We start from the raw sequence: 23,358 nt of genomic DNA, 5'->3' as shown, positions 1-23,358 counted from the left end.
AAACTCACCCCAAACGCGCACTCTTTGTGGCCATCAAATCACTCTCTGTGTAACGTCGAAGGGTGGCCGCGGAGTTCCGGATCCGGCGCGGCCGGTCACCACTTGTCAGTCATCCGTCGTCTGTCGCGGCCTCCCGCACGGTGCGGGAGGTCTGACGAGTTCCCGTGGAGGGCATATGAAGAGCGGCATCGTGAAGTGGTTCAACGCGGAGAAGGGGTACGGCTTCATCCAGCAGGACGGCGGCGGCCCCGACGTCTTCGCCCACTACTCCCACATCAACGCCACCGGGTTCCGGGAGCTGCGGGAGGGACAGGCCGTCACCTTCGATGTCACCGAGGGCCACAAGGGCCCGCAGGCCGAGAACATCGTCGTCGCCTGAACCACCACCCGGTCCCCTTTCCCCGGTCCCGTCGCCGCCCGTTCCCCGTACGGCCCCGCCCGCGTCCGCGCGATCATCCGGTGCCGTCCGATGGAAGAATGCGACTCCACGGCCCCGGGGAAAGGTGAACAGGGTGGAATCTCCAGTTCCGAGCGTGCTGTGCGATGTCGGCGCGCTCGCCGCGGATGCCTCGGGCGGCGCCGCGGTGCGGTGGAAGCTTGCCGAGTCCGGGCGCCAGCTCGACGCCAATGTCGTCCACCTGACGGCCGGGCAGCGCGTGGCCGCGCACACCGAACCGGACCTGGACGTTCTCCTCCTCGTCCTCGCCGGGGGCGGCACCCTGGAATCCGCCGGGCCGGACGAGGCGCTGGCCGCGGACGGTCTGGTGTGGCTGCCGCACGGCTCCCGCCGCGCCCTCGTCGCGGGCGCGGCGGGCCTGTCGTATCTCACCGTGCACCGCCGCCGCCCCGGCATGCGGATCGGCAGCCGTCCACCGGGCGCGGCGGGACCGGCCGTCGGCTGACGCCGCGCGCCGGGCCGTCGGCGGCCGCTCCGTCAGGGCGCGGCGGTGTGGTCGGGGTGGCCGTGGGTGCGGCGGGTTTCCTTGAGTTCCGCTTCGTGGACGTGTTCGCGGCCCGCGACGAGTACGTCGCGCACCCGCTCCTCGACGGCGGTGAAGGGCCGGTAGTAGGTGGCGTTGTACTCCTCGACCACCTGGAACGTCCACCGGCCCGGAAGGACGTTCCGCCCGACGATCTCCCGCTCGACCAGCTCGGCCAGATCGAGGTGTCCGGCCGCCCGCAGCTGGTGGACGCTCTCCCCCACCGTGCGGTCGGCGCCGCCGGTGAGCTGGTGGAAGGCGTAGAGGTGGCCGCGGGCCCGTTCGACGGTCTCCAGGGCTTCCGAGAGGGTTCCCAACGCCCGGACCGTGGCGTCGCTGACCCCCTCGGGCCTGCGGTGGGCGGGGTCCGGGCCGGGCCGGTCGGCGTCGTGCGGTACGGAGTGACTGCTCATGCCCCTCCTCTGCCCCGGATCCCGGCGACTGTCCGCACCGGTGCGGCCACCGGAGTGAACGCCGCCGTCCCCTGGGCCCACGGGGCCGCCCTGCGGCGACCGGCCGCCGGTGCCAGACTTGAGGAACTGCGCCCGGCCGCCGGCCGGTGCCCCCGTCACCCGAGGGGGAATTCATGACTTGGGCTTCCTGGACCACCGTCGGCATCCACGCGCGGCCGGGCACCGTCCGCACCGTGGAGGCGGGTGTGCTCGACGGTGATGTGACCATCCATACGACCTGGTCGGAGGAGCAGGCGCATGTGGCGGTGCAGTACACCGGTGCCACGGACTGGTTCACGATGATCGGCAGTCCCGTCCCCTGCTTCTCCGAGGAGGACAGCCGCAGCTTCCACCAGGCGGTGGTGGAGGCGGTACGCGGCGGCGAGGACGCGGAACGGAAGCTGCAGAGGCTTTTCGAGCGGTAGGAGCGCAGGTCAGCTGCTCTGTCGCGCGCTCCACGGCCCTGCCCGGCGGCCGGGCGGGGGCCGGTTCCGATATTCCGTCGCTCGTGTGCGCCTCGCGCGGTACGGTCGCGGCGTCCGCCCGCCGCCGGGAGTCCGTGGATCCGTCCGCGGCCGCCCCGGCGGTTCCCCTGCCGAGAGGTGGTTTCGTCGATGGCCTGCCGTATCAGTGAGCTGGTGCTCAGTTGCCGCGACCCGGAGGCACTGGCGCGGTTCTGGTGCGAGGTCCTGGACTTCGTCGTACTCGACCGCGACGGGGACGCCCTGGAGATCGGGCCGCGCGAGGGGTTCGGCGGCGCGCAGCCGACGATCATCCTCCTCCGCACCGACGAACCGCCGAAGGGACAGCTCCGGCTGCACATCGACGTCAACGCCACCGACCGCGATCAGGACGCCGAGCTGGCACGCCTCCTGGCCGCCGGGGCCGTACGCGTCGACATCGGTCAGCCCGAGGAGGCGTCCTGGCACGTCCTCGCCGACCCCGAAGGCAATGAGTTCTGCCTGCTCAAGGCACGCCTCAACCCGCTCTGACACCCTTGCTCGGCAGGAGAACCGCCCCCGCCGCCCACAGCTCGTACGGCCCTCGCCCCTCCGTGCCGCGTGCGCTCCCGGTCGTCCTCGGCGATCCGGGCCCGTGGGCGGCGCGTGGCCTCTACCGTCCCTGGGGAGCGACGGCTTCGGGCCCGCCGGGCCGGTCGCGGGACGAGAGAGGGATGCCATGCCGCGGACGCGTACGGAGCACGACTTCCTTGTGGTGGGGGCCGGTTCGGCCGGGAGTGTGCTGATCCGGAGACTGCTGGACCAGGGGTACTCCGTGCAGGTGCTGGAGGCCGGGCCACCGGACGACGACGCGCGGGTGCACAGCCCGCAGGGTGGCCCGCGCTGCTCGGGTCCGCGCTGGACTGGGCGGCCGCTGGTCGACGCGGTGGAGCTGAGCCGGGAGATCGGCGGGCAGCGGGCGTTCGACGCCTGGCGCAAGGCGGAGGTGGCGCCGGGTCCGGAGGCCCGTACCCGGGACGATCTGCGGGCGTATGTGCGGCGGGCGGTGGGGACGTACCACCACCAGGTGGGCACCTGCCGTATGGGGCGGGGCGCGGAGGCGGTGGTCGATCCGTCGCTGCGGGTGTACGGCGTGGCGGGGCTGCGGGTGGCGGACGCGTCGGTGATGCCGTCGGTGCCGTCCGGGAACACCAACGCCCCGACGATCATGATCGGGGAGAAGGCGGCGGAGAGGGTCCTCGCGGACGCGGGCTGAGGAGGCGAGCTGAGGAGGCGAGCCGGGGCCGTGCGGTACGGCCCCGTCGGGGCACGCGGGCGCGCTCCGCTCCGCCCGGCTCCGCGCTGCCCGGCTCCGCTCCGCCCGGCGCCGCTCCGCCCGGCGCCGCGCTGCCACGGTGCCGGGCGGGGCGGCACTCAGTGGTCCCGGTCCCGGAGGTCCTTGATGCGGCGGATCTTGCCCACCGAGCGCTCCAGGGTCTCCGGTTCGACGATCGTCACCTCGACCGTGACGCCCACGCCGTCCTTGACGCCCTTGGCGATCTGCGCGGCCGCGGCCGTGCGCGCCTCGGGGGCGGCGCCCTGCCGTGCCTCGACGAGGACGGCCATATGGTCCATGCGGTCGCGGCGGCTCAGCCGTATCTGGAAGTGCGGGGCGACGCCGGGGGCGGCCAGGACGATTTCCTCGATCTGACTGGGGAAGACGTTCACCCCGCGCAGGATGATCATGTCGTCGCAGCGGCCGGTGATCTTCTCGATCCGGCGGAAGGCGGGGCGGGCGGTGCCGGGCAGCAGGCGGGTCAGGTCGTGCGTGCGGTAGCGGATGACTGGCAGCGCCTCCTTGGTCAGGGAGGTGAAGGTCAGCTCGCCGCGCCCGCCGTCGGGCACGGACTCGCCGGTGAGCGGGTCGACGATCTCGGGGTAGAAGTGGTCCTCCCAGACGTGCAGACCGTCCTTGGTGTCGACGCACTCCTGGGCGACGCCGGGGCCGCAGACCTCGGAGAGGCCGTAGATGTCGACGGCGTGGAGATCCATCCGCTCCTCGATCTCGCGCCGGATGCCCTCCGTCCACGGCTCGGCGCCGAAAACCCCGATCCGCAGGGAGGTGGTGCGCGGATCGATGCCCTGCCGCTCGAACTCGTCGAGGAGGGTGAGCATGTAGGACGGGGTGACCATGATGATCTCGGGGCGGAAGTCCTGGATGATCTGCACCTGGCGCGCGGTCATCCCGCCGGACGCCGGGATGACCGTACAGCCGGCCCGCTCGGCGCCGTAGTGGGCGCCGAGACCGCCGGTGAACAGGCCGTATCCGTAGGAGATGTGCACCTTGTCCCCGGGGCGGGCGCCCGCGGCGCGCAGCGAGCGGGCGACGACGTCGGCCCACATGGACAGGTCGTTGTCGGTGTAGCCCACCACGGTGGGGCGGCCGGTGGTCCCGCTGGAGGCGTGGACGCGGCGCACCTCGGACATCGGCACGGCGAACATCCCGAAGGGGTAGGTGTCCCGCAGGTCCGCCTTGGTGGTGAACGGGAAGCGTGCGAGGTCCTCCAGGGTGCGGCAGTCCTCGGGCCGGACCCCGGCGCGGTCGAACTTGGTGCGGTACAGCTCGACGTGGTCGTACGCGTGGCGCAGCGTCGCGCGCAGCCGGTGGAGCTGGACGGCGCGCAGCTCCTCGCGGGTCATCCGCTCGCCGGCGTCCAGCAGGGCGTCCGGCAGGGGCTCCCCGAGACGGGGGGCTCCAGTGGCCCGGGCCGTCGGTTCGCTGCTCATCGCGGCTCCTTCGTCGTCGTTCTGCGGATGCTGCGGCTGCGGCCGCGGAATTCCGCGATCACCTCGTCGGCACGGCGGATGGTCACGTCGTAGAGGCCGCTGCGGCCGAAGCGGGTGCGCTCCACCGCGGTCGCGTGCAGGACGTCGCCTTCGTGCGCGGGGGCGACGAAGTCGATGTCGGCGGCGGCCGCGACGGTGACCGGACCGTGACTGTTGCAGGCGCAGGCGAACGCGGTGTCGGCCAGCAGGAAGAGGCAGCCGCCGTGCGCGGTGCCGTGACCGTTGACCATCGACGCGGTCACCGTCATCCGCAGCAGGGCGTGTCCTTCGCCGTGCGTCAGCAACTCGATGCCCATGGCGCGGGACGCCTGGTCCGCGGCGAGCATGCGCTCGACCGGGCCGGGGGTGGCGTCAGCGGTGTGCCTCACCTTGTCCACAGCTCCTCTCCGCATCTTGTGTACCGACCGAACATTCGGTTAGCGTGCGGCTCAGTCAAGTAATCAAGCATCAGCACTGCCTGTCAAGAGGTGGAACGCATGCCCCAGTACGCCCCGGGAAGCCCCGGCTCCCCCGCCCGCCGACGGCCGCCGCGGGCCTCGGCCGTGACCGCCGCGCACCGCGTGCCGGGGGCAGCGTTCCTTCCGGGTGGCGCCCGTCCCTCCAGGGAGGCCCACCGTGGCTGACGAGGTCTATCTCATCGACGGCGCCCGCACCCCGCAGGGCCGCTTCGGCGGCGCGCTGGCCTCCGTACGGCCCGACGATCTCGCGGCCCTGGTGGTCGGGGAGGCGGTGCGGCGCGCGGGGATCCCGGGCGAGGCGGTGGACGAGGTGATCCTCGGCGCGGCCAATCAGGCGGGTGAGGACAACCGCAATGTGGCGCGGATGGCCGTGCTGCTGGCGGGCCTGCCGCACACGGTGCCCGGCCACACGGTCAACCGGCTGTGCGCCTCGGGGCTGACGGCGGTGGCCTCCGCGGCCCAGGCGGTGCGGGCGGGCGAGGCCGAGCTGATCGTGGCGGGCGGGGTGGAGTCGATGACCCGCGCCCCGTGGGTCATGGAGAAGCCGGGTACGCCGTGGGCGAAGCCCGGCGAGATACGGGACACCTCCCTGGGCTGGCGGTTCACCAATCCGCGCTTCGCGACGGCCGATCGCGCGGTGGCGGCGGACGCAGGGCCCGAGGAGGTGCGGGTGACGCTGTCGATGGGCGAGACGGCCGAGGAGGTCGCGGCGCTCGACTCCGTCGACCGCGCCGCATCGGACGCGTTCGCGCTGCGCAGCCACCGGCGGGCGGTCGCCGCCCAGGAGGCGGGCCGGTTCGACCGCGAGATCGTGCCGGTGGAGACGGCGGACGGCGTGGTGACACGGGACGAGGGGCCGCGGCCGTCGACGACGGCGGAGAAGCTGGGTGCGCTGCGTCCGCTCTTCCGGCCCGGGGGCGTGGTGACCGCCGGTTCCGCCTCGCCGCTCTCGGACGGCGCGGCCGCACTGGTCGTGGCGGGTGCCGCCGCCGTCGAGCGGTACGGGCTGACGCCACGCGCCCGGATCGTCACCTCGGCGGCGGCCGGGGTGGCACCGCAGCTGATGGGGCTGGGCCCGGTGCCCGCCACCGAGAAGGCGCTGGCCCGCGCCGGCTGGCAGGCGGCGGAGCTGGACGCGGTCGAGCTGAACGAGGCGTTCGCCGCACAGGCACTGGCGGTGATCCGGCGGCTGGAGCTGGACGAGGCGCGGGTCAACGCGGACGGCGGGGCGCTGGCGCTGGGCCATCCCCTGGGGTGTTCGGGCGCCCGGATCCTGCTGACGCTGCTGGGGCGGCTGGAGCGGGAGGACGCCCGGCGCGGGCTCGCCACGCTGTGCGTGGGCGTCGGCCAGGGCGTGGCGATGCTCGTGGAGCGGGTGTGAGCCGCGTACGGACAAGGGCCTGTCGTCGCGCGGCAGGCGGGAGTGTGACGCCAGGACCAGGGCCCGGGCAGATCCGGGCGACACAGGGTGCGGAGCAGAGGAGACGAGCATGACCAGCGCATCTGCCGAGCCGTCGGCGCCGGACGTCGTCGGGGTGATCGGCGGCGGCCGGATGGGCGCGGGTATCGCGCAGTCCTTCGCGGCCGCCGGGGCGTCGGTGACGGTCGTGGAGAGCGACGGACGGGCGGCTGCCGCCGCCGTCGAGCGGGTCGCGACGGGGCTGCGGCGCGCCGCCGAGCGCGGCAAGCTCGCGGAAGCGGTCGAGGAGGTACTCGCCCGGGTGGCCACCGTGGAGTCGGTCGGGGCACTGCCGCCGGAGGCCGCGCTGGTGGTCGAGGCGGTGCCGGAGGACGCGGGGCTCAAGGCCGAGGTGCTGGCCGCCGCGGAGCGGGCGGTCTGCGAGGGGACGGTGCTGGCGACCAACACCAGCTCCCTGCCGGTCACCGAGCTGGCGGCGGCGCTCGACCGTCCCGGCCGCTTCCTGGGCATGCACTTCTTCAACCCCGTACCGGCCTCCGCGCTCGTGGAGATCGTCGTCGGACCGGCCACCGACGACGCGACGGTCGAGCGGGCGCTCGGCTGGACGCGGGCGCTGGGCAAGAAGGACGTCGTGGTCAAGGACTCCCCCGGGTTCGCCAGCAGCCGCCTCGGGGTGGCGCTGGGCCTGGAGGCGATCCGGATGGTGGAGGAGGGCGTCGCCGCGCCGGAAGCCATCGATGGCGCGATGACCCTCGGCTACCGCCATCCGATGGGACCGCTGCGCCTGACGGATCTGGTGGGGCTGGATGTCCGGCTGGCCATCGCCGAGCATCTGCACGCCACGCTCGGTGACCGCTTCGCCCCGCCGGAGCTGCTGCGCGCCAAGGTGGCGCGGGGCGAGCTGGGGCGGAAGACGGGGCGGGGGTTCTACCGCTGGGAGTGAGGGGGCGGGCGGCGCCGGGAGGGGCTGCTCCGTGCGGCGGCGGGCGCTGATCCCTGGGGATGCGGGCCGGCCTGCGCCGCCGTACGACGCGGGGTGCCGGAGAGGTCCGGCGCCCGCCCCGGCCACCTCGCCCGCCGAAAGGGGCTTGCCCGCACCGCGGAAACTCGTCAGAATATGAACCGAACGAATGGTCGGTAGGGAAGTTGGTATCGATGACCACGACAGACTCCGCCCCGTCGGCCACCGGCGGCGCCGAGCAGGAGCTGCAGGAGCGGTTCGACACCTCGATCGCCAAGGACCGGCGCATCGAACCGCGTGACTGGATGCCCGATGGCTACCGCAAGACCCTGGTCCGGCAGATCGCGCAGCACGCGCACTCCGAGATCATCGGGATGCAGCCCGAGGGCGCGTGGATCACCCGGGCGCCCTCGCTGCGCCGTAAGGCGATCCTCTTGGCCAAGGTCCAGGACGAGGCGGGGCACGGCCTGTATCTGTACTCCGCGGCCGAGACGCTGGGCGCCGAGCGCACCGAGCTGACCGAGCGGCTGATCGCGGGCCGCCAGAAGTACTCCTCGATCTTCAACTACCCCACGCCGACCTTCGCCGACGTCGGTGTCATCGGCTGGTTCGTGGACGGCGCCGCGATCTGCAACCAGGTGCCGCTGTGCCGGAGTTCGTACGGCCCGTACGCCCGCGCGATGGTGCGGATCTGCAAGGAGGAGTCGTTCCACCAGCGGCAGGGCTACGAGCTGCTGATGACGATGATGCGCGGCACCGAGGCGCAGCGGGAGATGGTCCAGGACGCGGTGAACCGCTGGTGGTGGCCGTCGCTGATGATGTTCGGCCCGCCCGACGGCGACTCCCCCAACTCCGCGGCGTCGATGGCGTGGAAGATCAAGCGGCACACCAACGACGAGCTGCGCAGCCGGTTCGTCGACATGACCGTCCCCCAGGCGGAGCGGCTCGGCGTGACTCTGCCCGACCCCGAGCTGCGCTGGAACCCCGAGCGCGGACGTCACGACTTCGGGACGCCCGACTGGTCCGAGCTCCAGCGCGTCATCAAGGGCGACGGGCCCTGCAACACCGAGCGGATGGCGCGCCGCCGGACGGCACACGAGGACGGCGCCTGGGTGCGCGAGGCGGCCACCGCCCACGCGGCCAAGCAGGCGGCCCACGGCCCGCGCGGGCCCCACACGGAGGAAGGAACGGCGGCATGAGCGACACCGACGACCCGAAGGCCGGCTGGCCGCTGTACGAGGTGTTCATCCGCGGCAAGCGCGGTCTCAACCACGTCCACGTCGGCTCGCTGCACGCCGCCGACGACCGGATGGCCCTCACCCACGCCCGCGATCTGTACACCCGCCGCAACGAGGGCGTCAGCATCTGGGTGGTCCTCTCGTCCCACATAGCGGCCTCCACCCGCGACGAGAAGGACCCGTTCTTCGCGCCCAGCGCCGACAAGATCTACCGCCATCCCACCTTCTACGACATACCCGACGACGTCCCGCACATCTGAGGCCGGAGAGGAGCAGGACATGGCCGACACCGAAGACGATCACATCTACCTGTCCCTGGCCGAGGAGCACGGCGAGAGCGACGCCCGCTGGGCGTTCGGCACCGGCTTCGAGGACCCGCTGCACGGCGTGGAGACGGCCGTGCCCGCCGGGGTGGACGCGGCGCGGCTCGCCGCCGACTGTGCAGCGCTGGCCGATGACGCGCTGGTCGGCGCGCAGCGGCTGGCCCAGTGGTGCACTTGCGCCCCGGAGCTGGAGGAGGAGGTGGCACTCGCCAACATCGGCCTCGACCTGCTGGGCCAGGCCCGGCTGCTGTACACCCGCGCAGGTCAGGCCGACGGCTCCGGCCGGGACGAGGACGCCTTCGCCTACTTCCGCGGCGCCGATGCCTTCCGCAGCCTCCGGCTGGCCGAACTGCCCAACGGCGACTTCGCGTTCTCCGTCGTGCGGCTGCTGTGGCTGTCGAGCTGGCGGCTCGCGCTCTTCACCCGGCTCGCGCACGGCGCGCCGGATCCGGTGGTGGCCGCCGTCGCCGACAAGGGCGTCAAGGAGCTGACGTACCACCGTCAGTACGCCGCGGACTGGGCGGTGCGGCTGGGTGACGGCACCGAGGAGTCGCACCGCCGGATGGGCGCGGCGCTCGCCGAGGCCGCCCCGTACACCGGTGAGCTGTTCACCGGCGCCCTGGTGTGCGGGGTGGCTCCGGCGGACCTCCGGGAGGAGGTGGCCGGTGTGCTGCGGCAGGTCTGTGACGCGGCGGGGCTGGAGCTTCCGGACGCGCCGCCGCTGCCCGGCAGCGGCCGCGACGGGGACCGTACCGTCCATCTGGCGCCGCTGCTCGACGAGTTGCAGAGCGTGGCGCGGGCCCATCCGGAGGGGGTGTGGTGACCATGACGACCGTCACCGCTCTCACCGGCGCGCTGGCCCGGCGCGTCGCGGCGGAGGTGCCCGACCCGGAGCTGCCGATGCTCACCCTCGCCGATCTCGGGGTGCTGCGGGGCGTGGAGGTCGCCGCGGACGGCGCGGTCACGGCCACGCTCACGCCGACGTATTCGGGGTGCCCGGCGATGGCGGAGATGCGCGCCGCGGTCGCGGCGCGGCTGCGGAACGCCGGGTTCCCGCGGGTCACGATCCGTACGGCCCTGGAGCCGCCGTGGACCACCGACTGGATCACCGCCGAGGGCCGCCGCAAGCTCGCCGAGCACGGCATCGCCCCGCCCGGTCCCGCGCCGCGGCGCACCCCGGGGCCGGTTCCGCTGGAGCTGTCCGGCGTGCGGCGCGCGGTGCGGTGCCCGCGCTGCGGGTCGGCGGACACCCGGGAGACCTCCCGCTTCGGCGCCACCTCCTGCAAGTCCCTGTGGCGGTGCGGGAGTTGCCGCGAGCCTTTCGAGTACGTCAAGGAGATCTGATGGCCCCGACCTCGTCCGAGCTGACCGAGGCGACGCCGCCGGAAGAGCTGTCCGGCGCGCGCCCGCGGCGCCGCCGCCCCGTGTTCCACCGGCTGCGTGTCGCGGAGGTCGAGCCGCTGTGCGACGACGCCGCGGCGATCAGCTTCGAGGTGCCCGAGGAGCTGACGGCGGAGTTCGCGTTCCGTCCCGGTCAGTCGCTGACGCTGCGCCAGGAGGTCGAGGGGCGCGACGAGCGGAGGTCGTACTCGATCTGTGCGCCGGTGGGCTCCCGCCCGCGTATCGGGGTGCGGGTGGTGCCCGGCGGACTGTTCTCCTCCTGGCTGGTGCACGAGGTCCGTCCCGGGGACACCGTCGAGGTGATGGCGCCGACGGGCGCGTTCACCCCGGATCTGTCGCGTCCCGGCCATCATGTGCTGATCGCGGCGGGTTCCGGTATCACCCCGATGGTCTCGATCGCGGAGTCGGTGCTCGCCGCCGATTCCCGTTCGCAGGTCACCCTCTTCTACGGCAACCGCCGGACGGATTCGGTGATGTTCGCCGATGACCTGGCCGATCTGAAGGATCTCCATCCGGCACGGTTCCAGCTGGGTCATGTGCTCTCCCGGGAGCCCCGCGAGGCGGAGCTGCTGTCGGGGCGGCTGGACGCGGCGCGGCTCGCCGCGCTGATCGACGGGCTGGTGGACGTGGCGTCGGCCGACCACTGGTGGCTGTGCGGTCCACACGGCATGGTCCGCGACGCCCAGCGGGTGCTGGCGGAGCTGGGGGTGCCCGGGGAGCGGATCCATCAGGAGCTGTTCTTCGCCGACGACGAGCCGGTCCGTCCGGTACGCCACAAGGACGCGCCCGTCGAGGGTCCGGTCAGCCGGGTCACGCTGGTCCTGGACGGCCGGTCCACCACCGCCCCGCTCCCCCGCGACAGCACGATCCTGGACGGCGCCGCGCGCATACGCCCGGACACCCCGTTCGCCTGCAAGGGCGGGGTGTGCGGCACCTGCCGGGCGCTGGTCACCGAGGGCACGGCGGACATGCGCCGCAACTACGCGCTGGAGGACGCCGAGGTGTCCGCCGGGTACGTCCTGACCTGCCAGAGCTTCCCGGTGTCCGAGGAGTTGACCGTGGACTTCGACAGCTGAGTCACCCTGGGGCGGGGGCGTCGGGAGGACACTTCCCCGTCGGCGCGTGGCCCGGTACCTCTGTGGCCGCGGGCGGCCGCCGCCGGGCGCCGTTTCCGGCCTGTCCGTCCAGCTCGTTCGGCTCGTCCGGCTCGTCCGGCCCGTCCGGACCGCGGGCCTCCGGTGGGCACATGCCGGAAGCGCCGGATCCGGCCACCCTGGAAGGAGAGGGTGCGTCGCTCCGCCGGGCAGCCGCCGGGAGGAGCGCCGTCCGGAAGGGAGTGCCGTGATGCAGAGCCGTACAGGCGGTCCGAGGCTCCGGGGAGCGGCGCCGTGACGAGCGCGACCGCCGCGGCGGGCACCGTGACGGTGGGGCTGGACGGCAGCCCCGAGTCTCTGGCGGCCGTGCTGTGGGCGGCGGAGGAAGCCGAGACGCGGGGCGCGCGGCTGCACTTGCTGCACGCCTGGACGATGCTCGTACCGGAGCGGCCGGAGCCGGGCGCGGAACCGCAGGGGACGGAGCCGCCGGGACCGGAGCCACAACAGCCGGGCGGTGCGTCGCTACAGCGGATCCGGCCGGCGCGGAAGGCACGCGCGGCGGAGCAGAACCACTGGTCGCACCGGATCGTCGAGCAGGCACGCGCCGCCGTGCAGGCGCGCCACCCGGATCTCCCGGTGGACGAGGAGCTGGTGCCCGCCGACCCGCTGGAGGCGCTGTCCGAAGCGGCGGGCCGGTCGGATCTGCTGGTGCTCGGCTCCCGGAATCTGGGCCCGGTGGCCCGGTACGTGCTGGGCGATGTCGCGTTGCGGCTGGTGACCCGGGTGAACGTGCCCACGGTGCTGGTCCGGGCCCGGCAGGGCGCCACCGCGGACGGACGGGGCGATGTGGTGGTCGGGGTGAGCCTGCACGAACCGTGCATGGCGATGATGGACTTCGCGTTCGCGACCGCCGCCCGGCACGGGGTCCCCCTGCGCGCGGTCCACGGGCGGCATCTGCCCGCGCACGCCTACAACCGCGGCGGCGGGGTGGAGCCGTACGTGGCGGAGCAGACCGCGCACGACGCCCGGAAGGAACTGGCCGAGACGCTGCGGCCCTGGCGGTCGCGGTATCCCGACGTGCGGGTGGTGGAGCGGGTGGATCTGGAGAGCCCGGTGCAGGCGCTGCTGGAGGAGGCCGGGCAGGCCGGGCTGCTGGTCGTCGGGCGGCGCCATCGGCGTCCCCGGATCCCGTCGCGGATCGGCCATCTCGGACAGGCGGCGCTGCACCACGCGCCGTGCCCGGTGGCGGTCGTCCCGCACGAGTGACTGCGCCCCGCCGGACGCCCGGGCGACCGGCGGCTGACCTGTGAAGCGGAGGTACGACATGACGCGAACCACCGAGTGGACGGTGCGGATACTGCTCTTCGAGGAGGACGGGACGACGAAGGCGCGGGCGGTGCTCGACACCGGCTCGGCCACGCTCGCGGGCCGCGGCACGGCCCACTGCAACCCGGAGGACGTGGACATCCCCGAGATCGGCGACGAGCTGGCGTCCGGACGCGCCCTGAAGGACCTCGCCGGACGGCTGCTGCGGGTGGCCGACCGGGACCTGGCCGGTGTCGGTGCGGCACCGCCCCCGTCGCGCGGACCGGCGGTGCACGGGTGGGCGGATACGTTGGCCTGAGCGGCAGGGCGCGGGGGCGTTCCCCGGTCGCCGCGGTGCTGATCGCGGTGGGCGCCCCGGCCGTGGGCGTCGTGGCGGCGGCGACGCCTCCCGCCGACCACACCACCGTGCTCGGCTACACCACCCGCCCGGCCGCACCGAAGCCCCCGGCCGCACCGGAGGGAGGGAGGGCCACAAGGCCCGCCCTCCCTCCGCACCGCATGCTCTCGGGTCGGCTCGGTCAGCTCAGGACGCCTTCTTCGACGAGGTCAGATGGGCGAAGACCACGACGTTGTCCGTGTAGTCCTTGGCCGCCTTGTCGTAGGCACCGCCGCAGGTGATCACCCGGAGTTGCGGGTTGGGGGTGTCCTTGTACACCCGGTCGCTGGGGAATCCGGTCTTGCTGAAGGTTGCGACGTCGTCGACGGTGAAGGTCGCGACGGTCTTGTCGGTGCGGGTGATGTTGATGGTGCTGCCCTTCTTGAGCGCGTCGAGCTGGAGGAAGACTGCCGGGCCGGTCTTGGTGTCGACGTGTCCGGCGACGATGGCGGAGCCGCTCTCGCCGGGGGTGGCGCCGTTCTTGTACCAGCCTGCGAGGTTGCTGTTGTTCGGCGGCGGGGCGTTGAGCTGGCCGGTGGGGCCGAGGGAGAGCGGGGTGAACGGCGCGTCGACGCCGATCTGCGGGATGCGGATGCGGGTCGGAACGGAGCGGGGCAGCTCCGCGGAGGTCTTCGGTTCGGTCGTCGGCAGGGCGACGTTCGGCGCCACGGGTGCGAGGGCCGCGGGCGGGGTGGGCGGCTTGGAGTCCGCCGAGGTGTCGAGGGAGTTGAAGACGAGCAGGGCCCCCATGCCCACGGCCGCCGCCGGCCACATCAGGGCCCGGGCGAACGGGCGGGGAGCGGCGCCGGTCTGACGCGGATTCGACGGAGGCTGATGCCGGGGAGGAGTCGCGGGAGCCATCGAACGTGCCTTTCTTCCACACGAGGTGAGCTGTTCAGGGCCGTCCGCGTACGGATCGGGCGGGGCGGCGCGCCGGGACGGTGGTTCCGGTCGGCCGCGTCGTCCGCCGCGCGTACGGGGTGGCCGTAAGGGCGAAACGCAAGCGCCGCGGCCACCGCCGGTGAGGACGGTGGCCGCGACGGCTCAGCGATCTACGCCGGGCGGGAGGGGTCAGGCGGCCGCACCGGAGTTGCGGCGGCGCAGGACGTACGCACCGGCGCCGAGGCCACCGAGGAGCAGGACCGAACCGGCGGCGAGGCCGCTGCCGGAGAGGGCCATGGCGCCACCACCGGTGTGCATGCCGCCGCGCGGACCGTTGTCGCGGTCGTCGCGGTCGCCGTGCTCGCCACGACCACCGTGCTCACCGCGGCCACCGTGCTCACCGTGCTCACCACGACCACCGTGCTCACCGCGGTCGCCGTGCTCACCACGACCACCGTGCTCACCACGGTCGCCGTGCTCGCCACGGCCACCGTGCTCGCCCCGGTCGCCCCGGTCCCCACGGTCACCGCGGTCGCCCCGGTCCCCACGGTCACCGCGGTCGCCACGGTCCCCACGGTCGCCGCGGTCGCCACGGTCACCGCGGCCGCCCTCGTCGTCGCCCATCACCTTGGCGAGGAAGCCACCACCCGTGTGCATGCCACCGCGCGGACCGTTGTCACGGTCGCGGTCGTGGTCGCCGCGGCCACCACGGTCGCCGTGCTCACCGCGGCCACCGTGCTCACCGTGCTCACCGCGACCACCGTGCTCACCTCGGCCACCGTGCTCACCTCGGCCGCCGTGCTCACCGTGCTCACCTCGGCCACCGTGCTCACCGCGGTCGCCCCGGTCGCCCCGGTCGCCCCGGTCGCCCCGGTCCCCACGGTCGCCGCGGTCACCGCGGTCGCCCCGGTCACCGCGGTCACCGCGGTCGTTCTTGTCGCCCTTGTCGTGGCCGCGGCCGGAGCCCTCGTCGTCGCCCATCACCTTGGCGAGGAAGCCACCGCCCGTGTGCATGCCACCGCGCGGACCGTTGTCGCGGTCGCGGTCGCCGTGGTCGCGGTCGCCGTGGCCGTGGCCACGGTCGTGGTCACGGCCGTGGTCGCGGTCGCGGCCGTGGTCGCGGTCGCGGTCGCGGCCGTGGTCACGGTCACGGCCGTGGTCGCGGTCACGGTCCCGGTCGCGGTCCCGGTCACGGTCCCGGTCACGGTCACGGTCCCGGTCACGGTCGCGGTCGCCGCGGTCCCCACGGTCGCCGCGGTCGCCGCGGTCCCCACGGTCGCCGCGGTCGTGGTCGCCCTTGTCGTGGTCGTTGTCGCGGTGTTCGCTGCTGGAGTGAGAGGAGCCGTCGTTCCCGTCGCCCGCGACGGTGAACGCGTACGCGGCGGGAGTCGTGACGGCGAGGACCGCGCTGATGGCGGCCGAGGCGAACAGGGTGCGGGAAGTGCGCATGAAAACGTGTGTCCTTTCACGTACGGCACCGCGAAGGCTGACAGGTCGTCGGCGCATCGGATTCGCGGTGGCGACGTGATCACCGTCATCCGAAATCCGGGGGCGCACCACCGGAGAGATCCGCATTCGAGCGACACTGTGGGCTCTTCGAGTGGCCCGGGGCCCGTTCATCACCCGTTGGATGGCGTCGGGCGCCGCCGCACGTCACCGCACCGGGGGAATTCCGGCTCACCCCCGAGCAACGAGCCCCCGCACCGCGCTTCCGTTGCTGCCTCGTCACGCCTCGGAGCCCCGGAGCAGACATACCTGACGTAGCATCAAATGCTCCTCTGCAAAGGCACGTTGAGCGCTTCTCGGCAGGCGGACTCCCCTCCCCGCACGCGGCGGCGCCCGCCGCGGCCGGGTGGGCCGTGGCGGGCGCCGTCGGGTGTGGGCGCATGCGGGTCGCCGTCAGGTGCGGCGGAGGAGCTGCCCCAGAGCGTCGCGCAGCGTCGCCTCCGGATCGTCCACGGGGCCGGGGGCCCGCCACGCCACGAAGCCGTCCGGACGTACCAGGACGGCGCCGCCAGGTGTCGTGCCGTGGGTCTCGGCCCAGTCGGCGCCGTCCTCGGGGGCGAAGTCGTCCCCGGGGCCGTCGCCGACGCCATAGCACTCCAGGGGGAGCAACCAGGCGGCGGCGACCGCGGCGGCGGCGATGCGCCAGGCGGCGCCCGCGGAGCCGGTGAGCAGCACGAAGGAGCGCTCGTAGAGGTCGAGGGTGGAGCGGCGGGTGGCGCCGGAGCGCAGCCACAGGTGCGGGGCGCGGGTGCCGGGGGCGCCGGTGAGCCGCATGCGGTCGGGGACGACGGGCAGGTCCGGGGCGGCGTCCACCACGGCGCCGCGCGGATAGGCGTAGCCCAGGGCGACCGTCAGGACGCCCTTCTGGCGCGCTCCGGTGGCCGAGGGCGCCGGGTCGTAGCCGGGGTGGCTGTGTTCGGCGGAGCGGGCCGAGGCGCGGGCGCTGGTCTCCTGGGCGACGGGGCGGCGCTCCGCCTCGTAGCTCTCCAGCAGACCGGGTCCGGCCGAGCCGTCGAGGACGGCGGCGAGTTTCCAGGCGAGGTTGTGGGCGTCCTGGATGCCGGTGTTGGAGCCGAACGCGCCGGTGGGCGACATCTCGTGGGCGGAGTCCCCGGCGAGGAAGACGCGGCCGGAGCCGTAGCGTTCGGCGACGCGCTCGGCGGCGTGCCAGGGGGCCTTGCCGGTGATCTCGACGGCCAGGTCGCGGGCGCCCGTGGCGCGGCGGATGTGGTCGGCGCAGCGGGCATCGGTGAAGTCCTCCAGGGTTTCGCCGCTCTCGGGGTGCCAGGGGGCGTGGAAGACCCAGTGGGTGTGGTTGTCGACGGGCAGCAGGGCGCCGTCGGCGTCGGGGTGGGTGAGGTAGCAGGCGATGAAATGGCGGTCGCCGACGACCTCGGCCAGGCCCGGGGCGCGGAAGGTGATGCTGACGTTGTGGAAGAGGGCGCCGGGCCCGGCCATGGCGATGCCGAGGCGGTCGCGGGTGGGGCTGCGGGGGCCGTCGGCGGCGATGAGGTAGTCGGCGCGCACGGTCAGGTGCTCGCCGGTCCCGCTGCTCTTGACCAGGGCCGTCACTCCGTCGGGGTCCTGGTCGAAGGAGAGCATCTCGTGGGAGAAGCGCAGATCGCCGCCGAGTTCGCGGGCGGCGCGCACCAGGACCGGCTCCAGGTCGTTCTGGCTGCACAGGCACCAGCCGGCGGGACTGAAGCGGGCCAGTCCGCCACCCGGGTCCATCTCCCGGAACAGCCACTGCTGTTCCTCACCCGTCAGGGAGGGTGCCTGAAGGATGCCGTGGTTGTCGGCGAGGACGGATGCCGCCTCGCGGATGCGGTCCTCGACGCCGGCGGTGCGGTACAGCTCCATGGTGCGGACGTTGTTGCCCCGTCCTCGCGGATGACGCGAGGTGTCCGAGTGCCGTTCCACCAGGAGGTGTTCGACGCCCAGACGTCCCAGGAACAACGAGGCCGACAGACCCACCAGGGATCCGCCGACGACGAGTACCGGAACCCTGACGGATGCCGTTGATTTCATTGCGTGCTCCAGCTCCTACGGCGGTGCGTACGGGCTGGATTTCCCCTGATGACAGGCGATTCGATCATGCTTCACCCGCATGGGTCACAGATCTCGCGCGCCCCGTGGGACCCGTTCACGATCGACACGACGGCCACCCCAGGCGCGGGGCCGTCGGCGAGCGCTGGGCACCACGCCCCGGCGCACCGGGCCTGATGGCCCGTCACACGATCTGCCGCACGCAAGGAGTTGCGAAGCCGATGACCATGGTGTCGGAACGAATATCTCAGTCCGCCTTCGACGGCTCGCGCCTGCGGGTCGTTCTCCTCCTGGACCTTCACGACGGTGCCCAGCAGCGTTTCCTCGAAGCGTACGAACATCTCTGCAATCAGGTCGCCTCCGTCCCCGGTCACCTCTCCGACCAGCTGTGCCAGTCCATCGAGAACCCCTCACAGTGGCTGATCACCAGCGAATGGGAGAGCGCTCCGCCGTTCCTCGCCTGGGTCAACAGTGAGGAGCACGTCGAGATGGTGCAGCCGCTGCACGGCTGTGTCCGTGACACCCGTTCGCTGCGGTTCAGCGTGCTGCGGGAGACCGCCCACGGTGCGGATGCCACCCCCGAGCCCGTGAAGGGCCACTTCCCCTCCTCCCCCCGCGTCGGCGACGGCATCGTCCGGCACGCCCTGACGTTCACCGTCAAGCCGGGCAGCGAACCGCGGGTGGCGGAGATCCTCGCCGGCTACGCCTCGCCCGAGGCGCAGGTCGACGACACCACCCGACTGCTGCGCACCTCTCTCTTCCTGCACGGCAACCGCGTGGTGCGGGCCGTCGAGGTGCAGGGCGATCTGGTCGCCGCGCTGCGGTACATCGCCCGGCAGCCGGAGATCCAGCGGGTCGAGGAGGCGATCAACCCGTATCTGGAGCAGGACCGTGACCTGGCGGACCCGAACTCGGCCCGGATGTTCTTCACCCGCGCCGCGCTGCCCGCCGTGCACCATGTGGCGGCCGGTACCGCGGCGCCCTCCGACGTCTCCCGCCACGCGCTGTTCTACCCGGCCCAAGAGGGCTGCGGGATGGCGCTGGCGCGGCTGCTGGCGCAGCAGGACGAGGCGGCGGCCGACGATCCGGCGAGCCCCGTCGCCGCCAGCACCGTCTTCCAGCGCGACGACGTCGTCGTCCGCCTCGTCGACCTGACCGCTCCCCCGGAGCGCGATCCGGCGGCGGTGCTCGGGGTGCGCGGGCCCCGCAAGACCGATGTGCTGCGGCGGCTGCTGGACACCGGGGAGGCCGGTGAGCTGTCCGACGACCGCGCTCTGGCCCGGTTCCTCGCCCGCTGCGACATGCGGCTCCTCACTGATCGCCGGTCCCCGCGGCCCTGACCGCACCGGCTCGCCGCCCGCCGCCGCGCGGCCGGGGCGGCGCCCCACACCGTCCGCACCATCTGGAGGAAGACAGCCATGAGCACCCACCGCCCACGCATCGTGGACCTCGGCGAGACACAGCCCAACCGCCGCCGCGGAGGTGATCTGCGCGCGATGCTGACGCCCAGCGCGGTCGGCGCCACGAGCGGCTTCATGGGCATGGCCCTCGTCGAGCCGGGCGAGCGCATCGGCGAGCACTACCACCCCTACTCCGAGGAGTTCGTCTACGTCGTGGACGGCGCCCTGGAGGTCGACCTGGACGACGAGACGTTCCCGCTGGTGCCGGACCAGGCGCTGCTCATCCCCCTCGGGATGCGGCACCGCTTCCGCAACGTCGGGGACGTCCAGGCGCGGATGGTGTTCCATCTGGGCCCGCTGGCGCCGCGCCCGGAGCTCGGGCACGTGGACACAGAGGTCACGGAGGTGTCCGGAACCGCCGCGCAGGCGGGCCCACCCGAACGAACGGAGGCGGCTTCATGAGCCGCCGTGTCGCGGTCACCGGCATGGGGATCGTGGCGCCGGGCGGCGTGGGTGTCCCCGCCTTCTGGGACCTGCTGTCCGCCGGGCGCACGGCGACCCGGGCCATCTCTCTCTTCGACGCGACGGGGTTCCGTTCCCGGATCGCCGCCGAGTGCGACTTCGACCCGGTGGCCCACGGGCTGACCGGCGAGCAGATCGCCCGCTCGGACCGGTACGTCCAGTTCGCGCTGGTCGCGGCCGCCGAGGCGCTGCGCGACGCCGGTCTCGACATGGCGGCGCAGGACCCGTGGCGGGTCGCGGTGTCGCTGGGCACCGCGGTCGGCGGCACCACCCGGCTGGAGCACGACTACGTGGCGGTCAGCGCGTCCGGCTCCCGCTGGGACGTCGACCACCGGCCGTCCGGGCGGTACCTGGAGCGGGCGTTCGCGCCCAGTTCGCTGGCGTCCGCGGTGGCCGAGGAGGTGGGCGCCCACGGGCCGGTGCAGACCGTGTCGACGGGCTGCACCTCCGGTCTTGACGCGATCGGGTACGCGTTCCACACGATCGAGGAGGGCCGGGCCGATGTGTGCGTCGCGGGCGCGTCGGACTCCCCCATCTCCCCGATCACGGTGGCGTGCTTCGACGCGATCAAGGCGACGTCGGCCAACAACGACGACCCGGAGCACGCCTCCCGGCCGTTCGACGCGCACCGCGACGGGTTCGTGATGGGCGAGGGCGGCGCCGTCCTCGTCCTGGAGGAGCTGGAGCACGCCCGGGCCCGCGGCGCCACCGTGCACTGCGTCATCGGCGGCTACGCGACCTTCGGGAACGCGTACCACATGACGGGGCTGACGCAGGAGGGGCTGGAGATGGCCGAGGCGATCAACCACGCCCTCGACCACGCCCGGCTCGACGCCTCGGCGGTCGACTACGTCAACGCGCACGGGTCGGGCACCAAACAGAACGACCGGCATGAAACCGCCGCGGTCAAACGGTCTTTGGGGGCACACGCCCGCAAGGTGCCGATGAGTTCCATCAAGTCGATGGTGGGGCATTCGCTGGGCGCGATCGGCGCGATCGAGATCGTCGCGTCGGTACTGGCGCTGGCCCATCAGGTGGTGCCGCCCACCGCCAACTACGAGACGCCGGACCCGGAGTGCGACCTGGACTACGTCCCGCGCACCGCGCGGGAGGCCCGACTGCGGTCCGTGCTGTCGGTCGGCAGCGGATTCGGCGGCTTCCAGTCCGCCGTGGTCCTGACGGACCCGGGAGGGAGAGTGTCATGAGCGCAGGTGAGCGACGCCGCTGCGCCGTCACCGGCATCGGTGTGGTGGCCCCCAACGGCACCGGCACCGAACCGTTCTGGAAGGCGACCCGGGAGGGCATCAGCGTCCTGGACCGCGTCACCCGCGAAGGCTGCGGGCAGCTGCCGCTGAAGGTGGCGGGCGAGGTCCGGGACTTCGATCCCGGCGGGCTGGTGGAGGAGCGGTTCCTGGTCCAGACGGACCGCTTCACGCACTTCGCGATGGCGGCGGCGGACCTCGCCCTGGAGGACGCCGGGCTGGTGCCCGACGACGACCGCTCGCCGTACGCGGTGGGCGTGGTGACCGCCGCGGGCTCCGGCGGCGGCGCGTTCGGCCAGCGGGAGCTGCAGCACCTGTGGGGCCAGGGGCCGCGCCATGTCGGCCCGTACCAGTCGATCGCGTGGTTCTACGCGGCGAGCACCGGTCAGGTCTCCATCCGCGGCGGCTTCAAGGGGCCGTGCGGGGTGGTGGCGAGCGATGAGGCCGGTGGTCTGGACGCGCTGGCACACGCCGCCCGCACCCTCGCGCGCGGCACCGACGCCGTGGTGGTGGGTGCCGCGGAGGCGCCGCTGGCGCCGTACTCGATCGTCTGCCAGCTCGGGTACGAGGACCTCAGCCTGGTGCCCGACCCGAACCGCGCCTACCGGCCGTTCACCTCCCGGGCCTGCGGGTTCGTGCCCGCCGAGGGCGGCGCGATGCTCGTCGTCGAGGAGGAGCGGACGGCGCGGGAGCGGGGGGCTGCGGTGCGCGCGGTGGTGGCGGGGCACGGGGCGACGTTCACCGGCGCGTCCCGGTGGGCCCAGTCCCGGGCCGGGCTGGCGCGGGCCATCGAGGTCGCGCTGGCGGAGGCGGAGTGCGCCCCGGAGGAGATCGATGTGGTCTTCGCCGACGCGCTGGGCGTTCCGGCGGCCGACCGCGCCGAGGCCCTGGCGCTCGCCGACGCGCTCGGCGGGCACGCGGCGCGGGTTCCGGTGACCGCGCCGAAGACCGGGACGGGGCGGGCGTACTGCGGCGCCCCGGTCCTGGACACGGCGGCGGCGGTGCTGTCCCTGGAGCACGGGGTGGTGCCGCCGACGCCGAACGTCGTGGACGTCTGCCACGACCTGGACGTGGTGACCGGCTGGGCGCGCCCCGCCGAGCTGCGCACCGCGCTCGTCCTGAGCCGGGGGCTGATGGGTTCGAACGCGGCGCTGGTGCTGCGGCGGGCCGACGGCTCCCCCTCATGAGAAGGAGAACTGCCATGACCGACCGACTGACCTTCGACGAACTGTCCGCGCTGATGAAGTCGGCCGCGGGCGTGACCGTCGACCCGAAGCAGATGGCGGCCCATCCCGACGTGCCGTTCGCCGAGCTGGGTCTCGACTCGCTCGGCCTGCTCGGCATCGTGGGTGAGCTGGAGAACCGCTTCGAGCACCCCATGCCGGAGGACGCCGAACGCTGCCGCTCCCCCCGCGACTTCCTCGACCTCGTCAACGCCGCATCCCCGACAGGAGCCTGACATGCCCGGCCACACCGAGAACGCCATCACCATCGCCGCCCCGCTCGACCTGGTCTGGGAGGTGACCAACGACCTGGAGAACTGGCCGCAGCTCTTCAGCGAGTACGCGTCGGTCGAGATCCTCTCCCGGGAGGGCAACAGCACGACGTTCCGGCTGACGATGCATCCGGACGACAACGGCAAGGTCTGGAGCTGGGTGTCGGAGCGGACCGCCGACCGCGAGGCCCTGAGCGTGCGGGCGCGCCGCGTCGAGACCGGCCCGTTCGAGCACATGGACATCCACTGGACGTACACGCCGAACAAGACCGGCACGACCATGCACTGGACGCAGGACTTCGCGATGAAGCCGCAGGCGCCCGTCGACGACCAGGGCATGACCGACCACATCAACCGCAATTCCCGCATCCAGCTGGAGCTGATCCGCGACAAGATCGAACAGCGCGCCCGGGAGCTGCGCGGCGCCTCCGCCCCCGCCAACTGACGGGCCGCAGGCCCGCGTTCGCCACGCCGCCCCCGGGGCGGCGGGAAAGGTACCTGACCGATGCACCACGCACTGATCGTCGCCCGGATGGCTCCGGAGTCGGCGCCGAAGATCGCGGACGTGTTCGCGGCGTCCGACCGGACGGAGCTGCCGCAGCTGGTCGGCGTCACCCGGCGGACGCTGTTCCAGTTCGGCGACGTGTATCTGCACCTCATCGAGTCGGAGCAGCCGCCCGGACCGGAGATCGCCAAGGTGACCTCGCACCCGGAGTTCCGCTCCATCAGCGACCGGCTGTCGTCGTTCGTCAGCCCGTACGACCCCGAGACCTGGCGCGGGCCGAAGGATGCGATGGCCCACCAGTTCTACCGGTGGGAGCGCGAGGGCCTGGGCTGACCGGCCGCCGCGCGCACCGCAACGGGCCGCCCCCCGCGGGGCTGTACCCCGCCCGGCGGCCCCTGCCCTGGGCGCGGCGGGGCGCGGGGAG

General features: G+C 73.4%; 28 protein-coding genes. 22 read left to right on the top strand and 6 right to left on the bottom strand.

The features are described 5' to 3' along the window. Positions 1-175: 175 nt before the first annotated feature. The gene (locus ACFWWQ_RS13085; RefSeq protein ID WP_384594733.1) at positions 176-379 is read left to right on the top strand and encodes a cold-shock protein; all 204 of its coding nucleotides are present in this window, start codon (positions 176-178) and stop codon (positions 377-379) included. A gap of 133 nt (positions 380-512) precedes the next feature. Beyond that, positions 513-902, top strand: coding sequence for a hypothetical protein (locus ACFWWQ_RS13080; RefSeq protein ID WP_384594730.1), 390 nt, complete (start codon positions 513-515; stop codon positions 900-902). A 32-nt stretch (positions 903-934) separates the two neighbouring features. Here ACFWWQ_RS13080 and ACFWWQ_RS13075 read toward each other — a convergent pair whose 3' ends face one another. Then, the gene (locus ACFWWQ_RS13075) at positions 935-1,393 is read right to left on the bottom strand and encodes a hypothetical protein (RefSeq protein ID WP_384594727.1); all 459 of its coding nucleotides are present in this window, start codon (positions 1,391-1,393) and stop codon (positions 935-937) included. Between the two features lie 173 nt (positions 1,394-1,566). On the opposite strand from ACFWWQ_RS13075, the gene ACFWWQ_RS13070 reads away from it, so the two are divergent. The 3 genes from ACFWWQ_RS13070 (at position 1,567) to ACFWWQ_RS13060 (ending at position 3,148) form a co-directional block, all read left to right on the top strand. Continuing rightward, on the top strand, positions 1,567-1,857 hold the full coding sequence (locus ACFWWQ_RS13070) for a hypothetical protein (RefSeq protein ID WP_384594724.1): 291 nt from the start codon (positions 1,567-1,569) through the stop codon (positions 1,855-1,857). 189 nt (positions 1,858-2,046) lie between these two features. Next, the gene (locus ACFWWQ_RS13065) at positions 2,047-2,424 is read left to right on the top strand and encodes a VOC family protein (protein ID WP_384594721.1); all 378 of its coding nucleotides are present in this window, start codon (positions 2,047-2,049) and stop codon (positions 2,422-2,424) included. Positions 2,425-2,611: 187 nt separating this feature from the next. After that, the gene (locus tag ACFWWQ_RS13060; RefSeq protein WP_384594718.1) at positions 2,612-3,148 is read left to right on the top strand and encodes a GMC oxidoreductase; all 537 of its coding nucleotides are present in this window, start codon (positions 2,612-2,614) and stop codon (positions 3,146-3,148) included. A 158-nt stretch (positions 3,149-3,306) separates the two neighbouring features. Here the strand turns inward: ACFWWQ_RS13060 and paaK are convergent, their stop codons facing one another. Both paaK and paaI read right to left on the bottom strand, forming a co-directional pair. After that, positions 3,307-4,659, bottom strand: a complete 1,353-nt coding sequence (gene paaK / locus ACFWWQ_RS13055; RefSeq protein ID WP_384594715.1) for a phenylacetate--CoA ligase PaaK — start codon at positions 4,657-4,659, stop codon at positions 3,307-3,309. Then, complete coding sequence (paaI, locus tag ACFWWQ_RS13050; protein WP_384594712.1) at positions 4,656-5,111, bottom strand: hydroxyphenylacetyl-CoA thioesterase PaaI; 456 nt, start codon at positions 5,109-5,111, stop codon at positions 4,656-4,658. The genes paaK and paaI overlap by 4 nt, the downstream gene beginning before the upstream one ends. Positions 5,112-5,334: 223 nt before the next feature. Here paaI and ACFWWQ_RS13045 point away from each other — a divergent pair, with 223 nt between their 5' ends. From ACFWWQ_RS13045 to ACFWWQ_RS13005, 9 genes are all read left to right on the top strand, one after another. Continuing rightward, positions 5,335-6,558: a thiolase family protein gene (locus ACFWWQ_RS13045; RefSeq protein WP_384594709.1), complete on the top strand. Its 1,224-nt coding sequence runs from the start codon at positions 5,335-5,337 to the stop codon at positions 6,556-6,558. A 109-nt stretch (positions 6,559-6,667) separates the two neighbouring features. Continuing rightward, positions 6,668-7,540 (top strand): 3-hydroxyacyl-CoA dehydrogenase family protein, encoded by an 873-nt coding sequence (locus tag ACFWWQ_RS13040; RefSeq protein ID WP_384594706.1) that lies wholly within the window; start codon positions 6,668-6,670, stop codon positions 7,538-7,540. Positions 7,541-7,752: 212 nt separating this feature from the next. Further along, positions 7,753-8,757, top strand: coding sequence for a 1,2-phenylacetyl-CoA epoxidase subunit PaaA (gene paaA, locus ACFWWQ_RS13035; RefSeq protein WP_384594703.1), 1,005 nt, complete (start codon positions 7,753-7,755; stop codon positions 8,755-8,757). After that, the gene (paaB, locus tag ACFWWQ_RS13030; RefSeq protein WP_143944113.1) at positions 8,754-9,056 is read left to right on the top strand and encodes a 1,2-phenylacetyl-CoA epoxidase subunit PaaB; all 303 of its coding nucleotides are present in this window, start codon (positions 8,754-8,756) and stop codon (positions 9,054-9,056) included. Before paaA ends, paaB begins: the two co-directional genes overlap by 4 nt. 19 nt (positions 9,057-9,075) lie before the next feature. Continuing rightward, positions 9,076-9,942 carry a 1,2-phenylacetyl-CoA epoxidase subunit PaaC gene (gene paaC, locus ACFWWQ_RS13025; protein ID WP_384594699.1) on the top strand — a complete coding sequence of 289 codons (867 nt, stop codon included), beginning with the start codon at positions 9,076-9,078 and terminating at the stop codon, positions 9,940-9,942. Positions 9,943-9,944: 2 nt separating this feature from the next. Continuing rightward, positions 9,945-10,463 (top strand): 1,2-phenylacetyl-CoA epoxidase subunit PaaD, encoded by a 519-nt coding sequence (gene paaD, locus ACFWWQ_RS13020; RefSeq protein ID WP_384594838.1) that lies wholly within the window; start codon positions 9,945-9,947, stop codon positions 10,461-10,463. Further along, entirely contained in the window at positions 10,463-11,596 is a 1,134-nt protein-coding gene (gene paaE / locus ACFWWQ_RS13015) for a 1,2-phenylacetyl-CoA epoxidase subunit PaaE (protein WP_384594696.1), read from the top strand. The genes paaD and paaE overlap by 1 nt, the downstream gene beginning before the upstream one ends. 312 nt (positions 11,597-11,908) lie before the next feature. Further along, positions 11,909-12,880: a universal stress protein gene (locus ACFWWQ_RS13010; protein WP_384594693.1), complete on the top strand. Its 972-nt coding sequence runs from the start codon at positions 11,909-11,911 to the stop codon at positions 12,878-12,880. A 58-nt stretch (positions 12,881-12,938) separates the two neighbouring features. Then, positions 12,939-13,238: a DUF1876 domain-containing protein gene (locus ACFWWQ_RS13005; RefSeq protein ID WP_143944110.1), complete on the top strand. Its 300-nt coding sequence runs from the start codon at positions 12,939-12,941 to the stop codon at positions 13,236-13,238. Positions 13,239-13,463: 225 nt separating this feature from the next. Here ACFWWQ_RS13005 and ACFWWQ_RS13000 read toward each other — a convergent pair whose 3' ends face one another. Continuing rightward, complete coding sequence (locus tag ACFWWQ_RS13000; protein ID WP_384594690.1) at positions 13,464-14,177, bottom strand: class F sortase; 714 nt, start codon at positions 14,175-14,177, stop codon at positions 13,464-13,466. A 210-nt stretch (positions 14,178-14,387) separates the two neighbouring features. Next, complete coding sequence (locus ACFWWQ_RS12995) at positions 14,388-14,516, bottom strand: hypothetical protein (RefSeq protein ID WP_285229399.1); 129 nt, start codon at positions 14,514-14,516, stop codon at positions 14,388-14,390. Between ACFWWQ_RS12995 and ACFWWQ_RS12990 the strand changes: the two genes are divergently transcribed. Continuing rightward, the gene (locus tag ACFWWQ_RS12990; RefSeq protein ID WP_384594687.1) at positions 14,511-15,962 is read left to right on the top strand and encodes a hypothetical protein; all 1,452 of its coding nucleotides are present in this window, start codon (positions 14,511-14,513) and stop codon (positions 15,960-15,962) included. The genes ACFWWQ_RS12995 and ACFWWQ_RS12990 overlap by 6 nt on opposite strands. Positions 15,963-16,097: 135 nt before the next feature. On the opposite strand, the gene ACFWWQ_RS12985 is transcribed toward ACFWWQ_RS12990, so the two are convergent. Then, positions 16,098-17,732 carry an FAD-dependent oxidoreductase gene (locus ACFWWQ_RS12985; protein ID WP_384594684.1) on the bottom strand — a complete coding sequence of 545 codons (1,635 nt, stop codon included), beginning with the start codon at positions 17,730-17,732 and terminating at the stop codon, positions 16,098-16,100. 239 nt (positions 17,733-17,971) lie between these two features. On the opposite strand from ACFWWQ_RS12985, the gene ACFWWQ_RS12980 reads away from it, so the two are divergent. The 7 genes from ACFWWQ_RS12980 (at position 17,972) to ACFWWQ_RS12950 (ending at position 23,267) form a co-directional block, all read left to right on the top strand. Further along, the gene (locus ACFWWQ_RS12980; RefSeq protein ID WP_384594681.1) at positions 17,972-19,090 is read left to right on the top strand and encodes a SchA/CurD-like domain-containing protein; all 1,119 of its coding nucleotides are present in this window, start codon (positions 17,972-17,974) and stop codon (positions 19,088-19,090) included. Between the two features lie 78 nt (positions 19,091-19,168). Continuing rightward, on the top strand, positions 19,169-19,612 hold the full coding sequence (locus ACFWWQ_RS12975) for a cupin domain-containing protein (protein WP_384594678.1): 444 nt from the start codon (positions 19,169-19,171) through the stop codon (positions 19,610-19,612). Continuing rightward, positions 19,609-20,877 (top strand): beta-ketoacyl-[acyl-carrier-protein] synthase family protein, encoded by a 1,269-nt coding sequence (locus ACFWWQ_RS12970; protein ID WP_384594675.1) that lies wholly within the window; start codon positions 19,609-19,611, stop codon positions 20,875-20,877. Before ACFWWQ_RS12975 ends, ACFWWQ_RS12970 begins: the two co-directional genes overlap by 4 nt. Beyond that, the gene (locus ACFWWQ_RS12965) at positions 20,874-22,121 is read left to right on the top strand and encodes a beta-ketoacyl synthase N-terminal-like domain-containing protein (protein WP_384594673.1); all 1,248 of its coding nucleotides are present in this window, start codon (positions 20,874-20,876) and stop codon (positions 22,119-22,121) included. The genes ACFWWQ_RS12970 and ACFWWQ_RS12965 overlap by 4 nt, the downstream gene beginning before the upstream one ends. A gap of 14 nt (positions 22,122-22,135) precedes the next feature. Next, positions 22,136-22,393, top strand: a complete 258-nt coding sequence (locus tag ACFWWQ_RS12960) for a phosphopantetheine-binding protein (RefSeq protein WP_384594670.1) — start codon at positions 22,136-22,138, stop codon at positions 22,391-22,393. Between the two features lies 1 nt (position 22,394). Then, positions 22,395-22,874 (top strand): SRPBCC family protein, encoded by a 480-nt coding sequence (locus ACFWWQ_RS12955; RefSeq protein ID WP_384594667.1) that lies wholly within the window; start codon positions 22,395-22,397, stop codon positions 22,872-22,874. A gap of 60 nt (positions 22,875-22,934) precedes the next feature. Continuing rightward, entirely contained in the window at positions 22,935-23,267 is a 333-nt protein-coding gene (locus tag ACFWWQ_RS12950) for a TcmI family type II polyketide cyclase (RefSeq protein ID WP_384594664.1), read from the top strand. Positions 23,268-23,358: the final 91 nt, after the last annotated feature.

Source organism: Streptomyces sp. NPDC059080 (genome assembly GCF_042739975.1).
In the GTDB taxonomy this organism is placed as follows: Bacteria; Actinomycetota; Actinomycetes; order Streptomycetales; family Streptomycetaceae; genus Streptomyces; species Streptomyces benahoarensis.
This window is presented reverse-complemented; position numbering and strand designations above follow the sequence as displayed.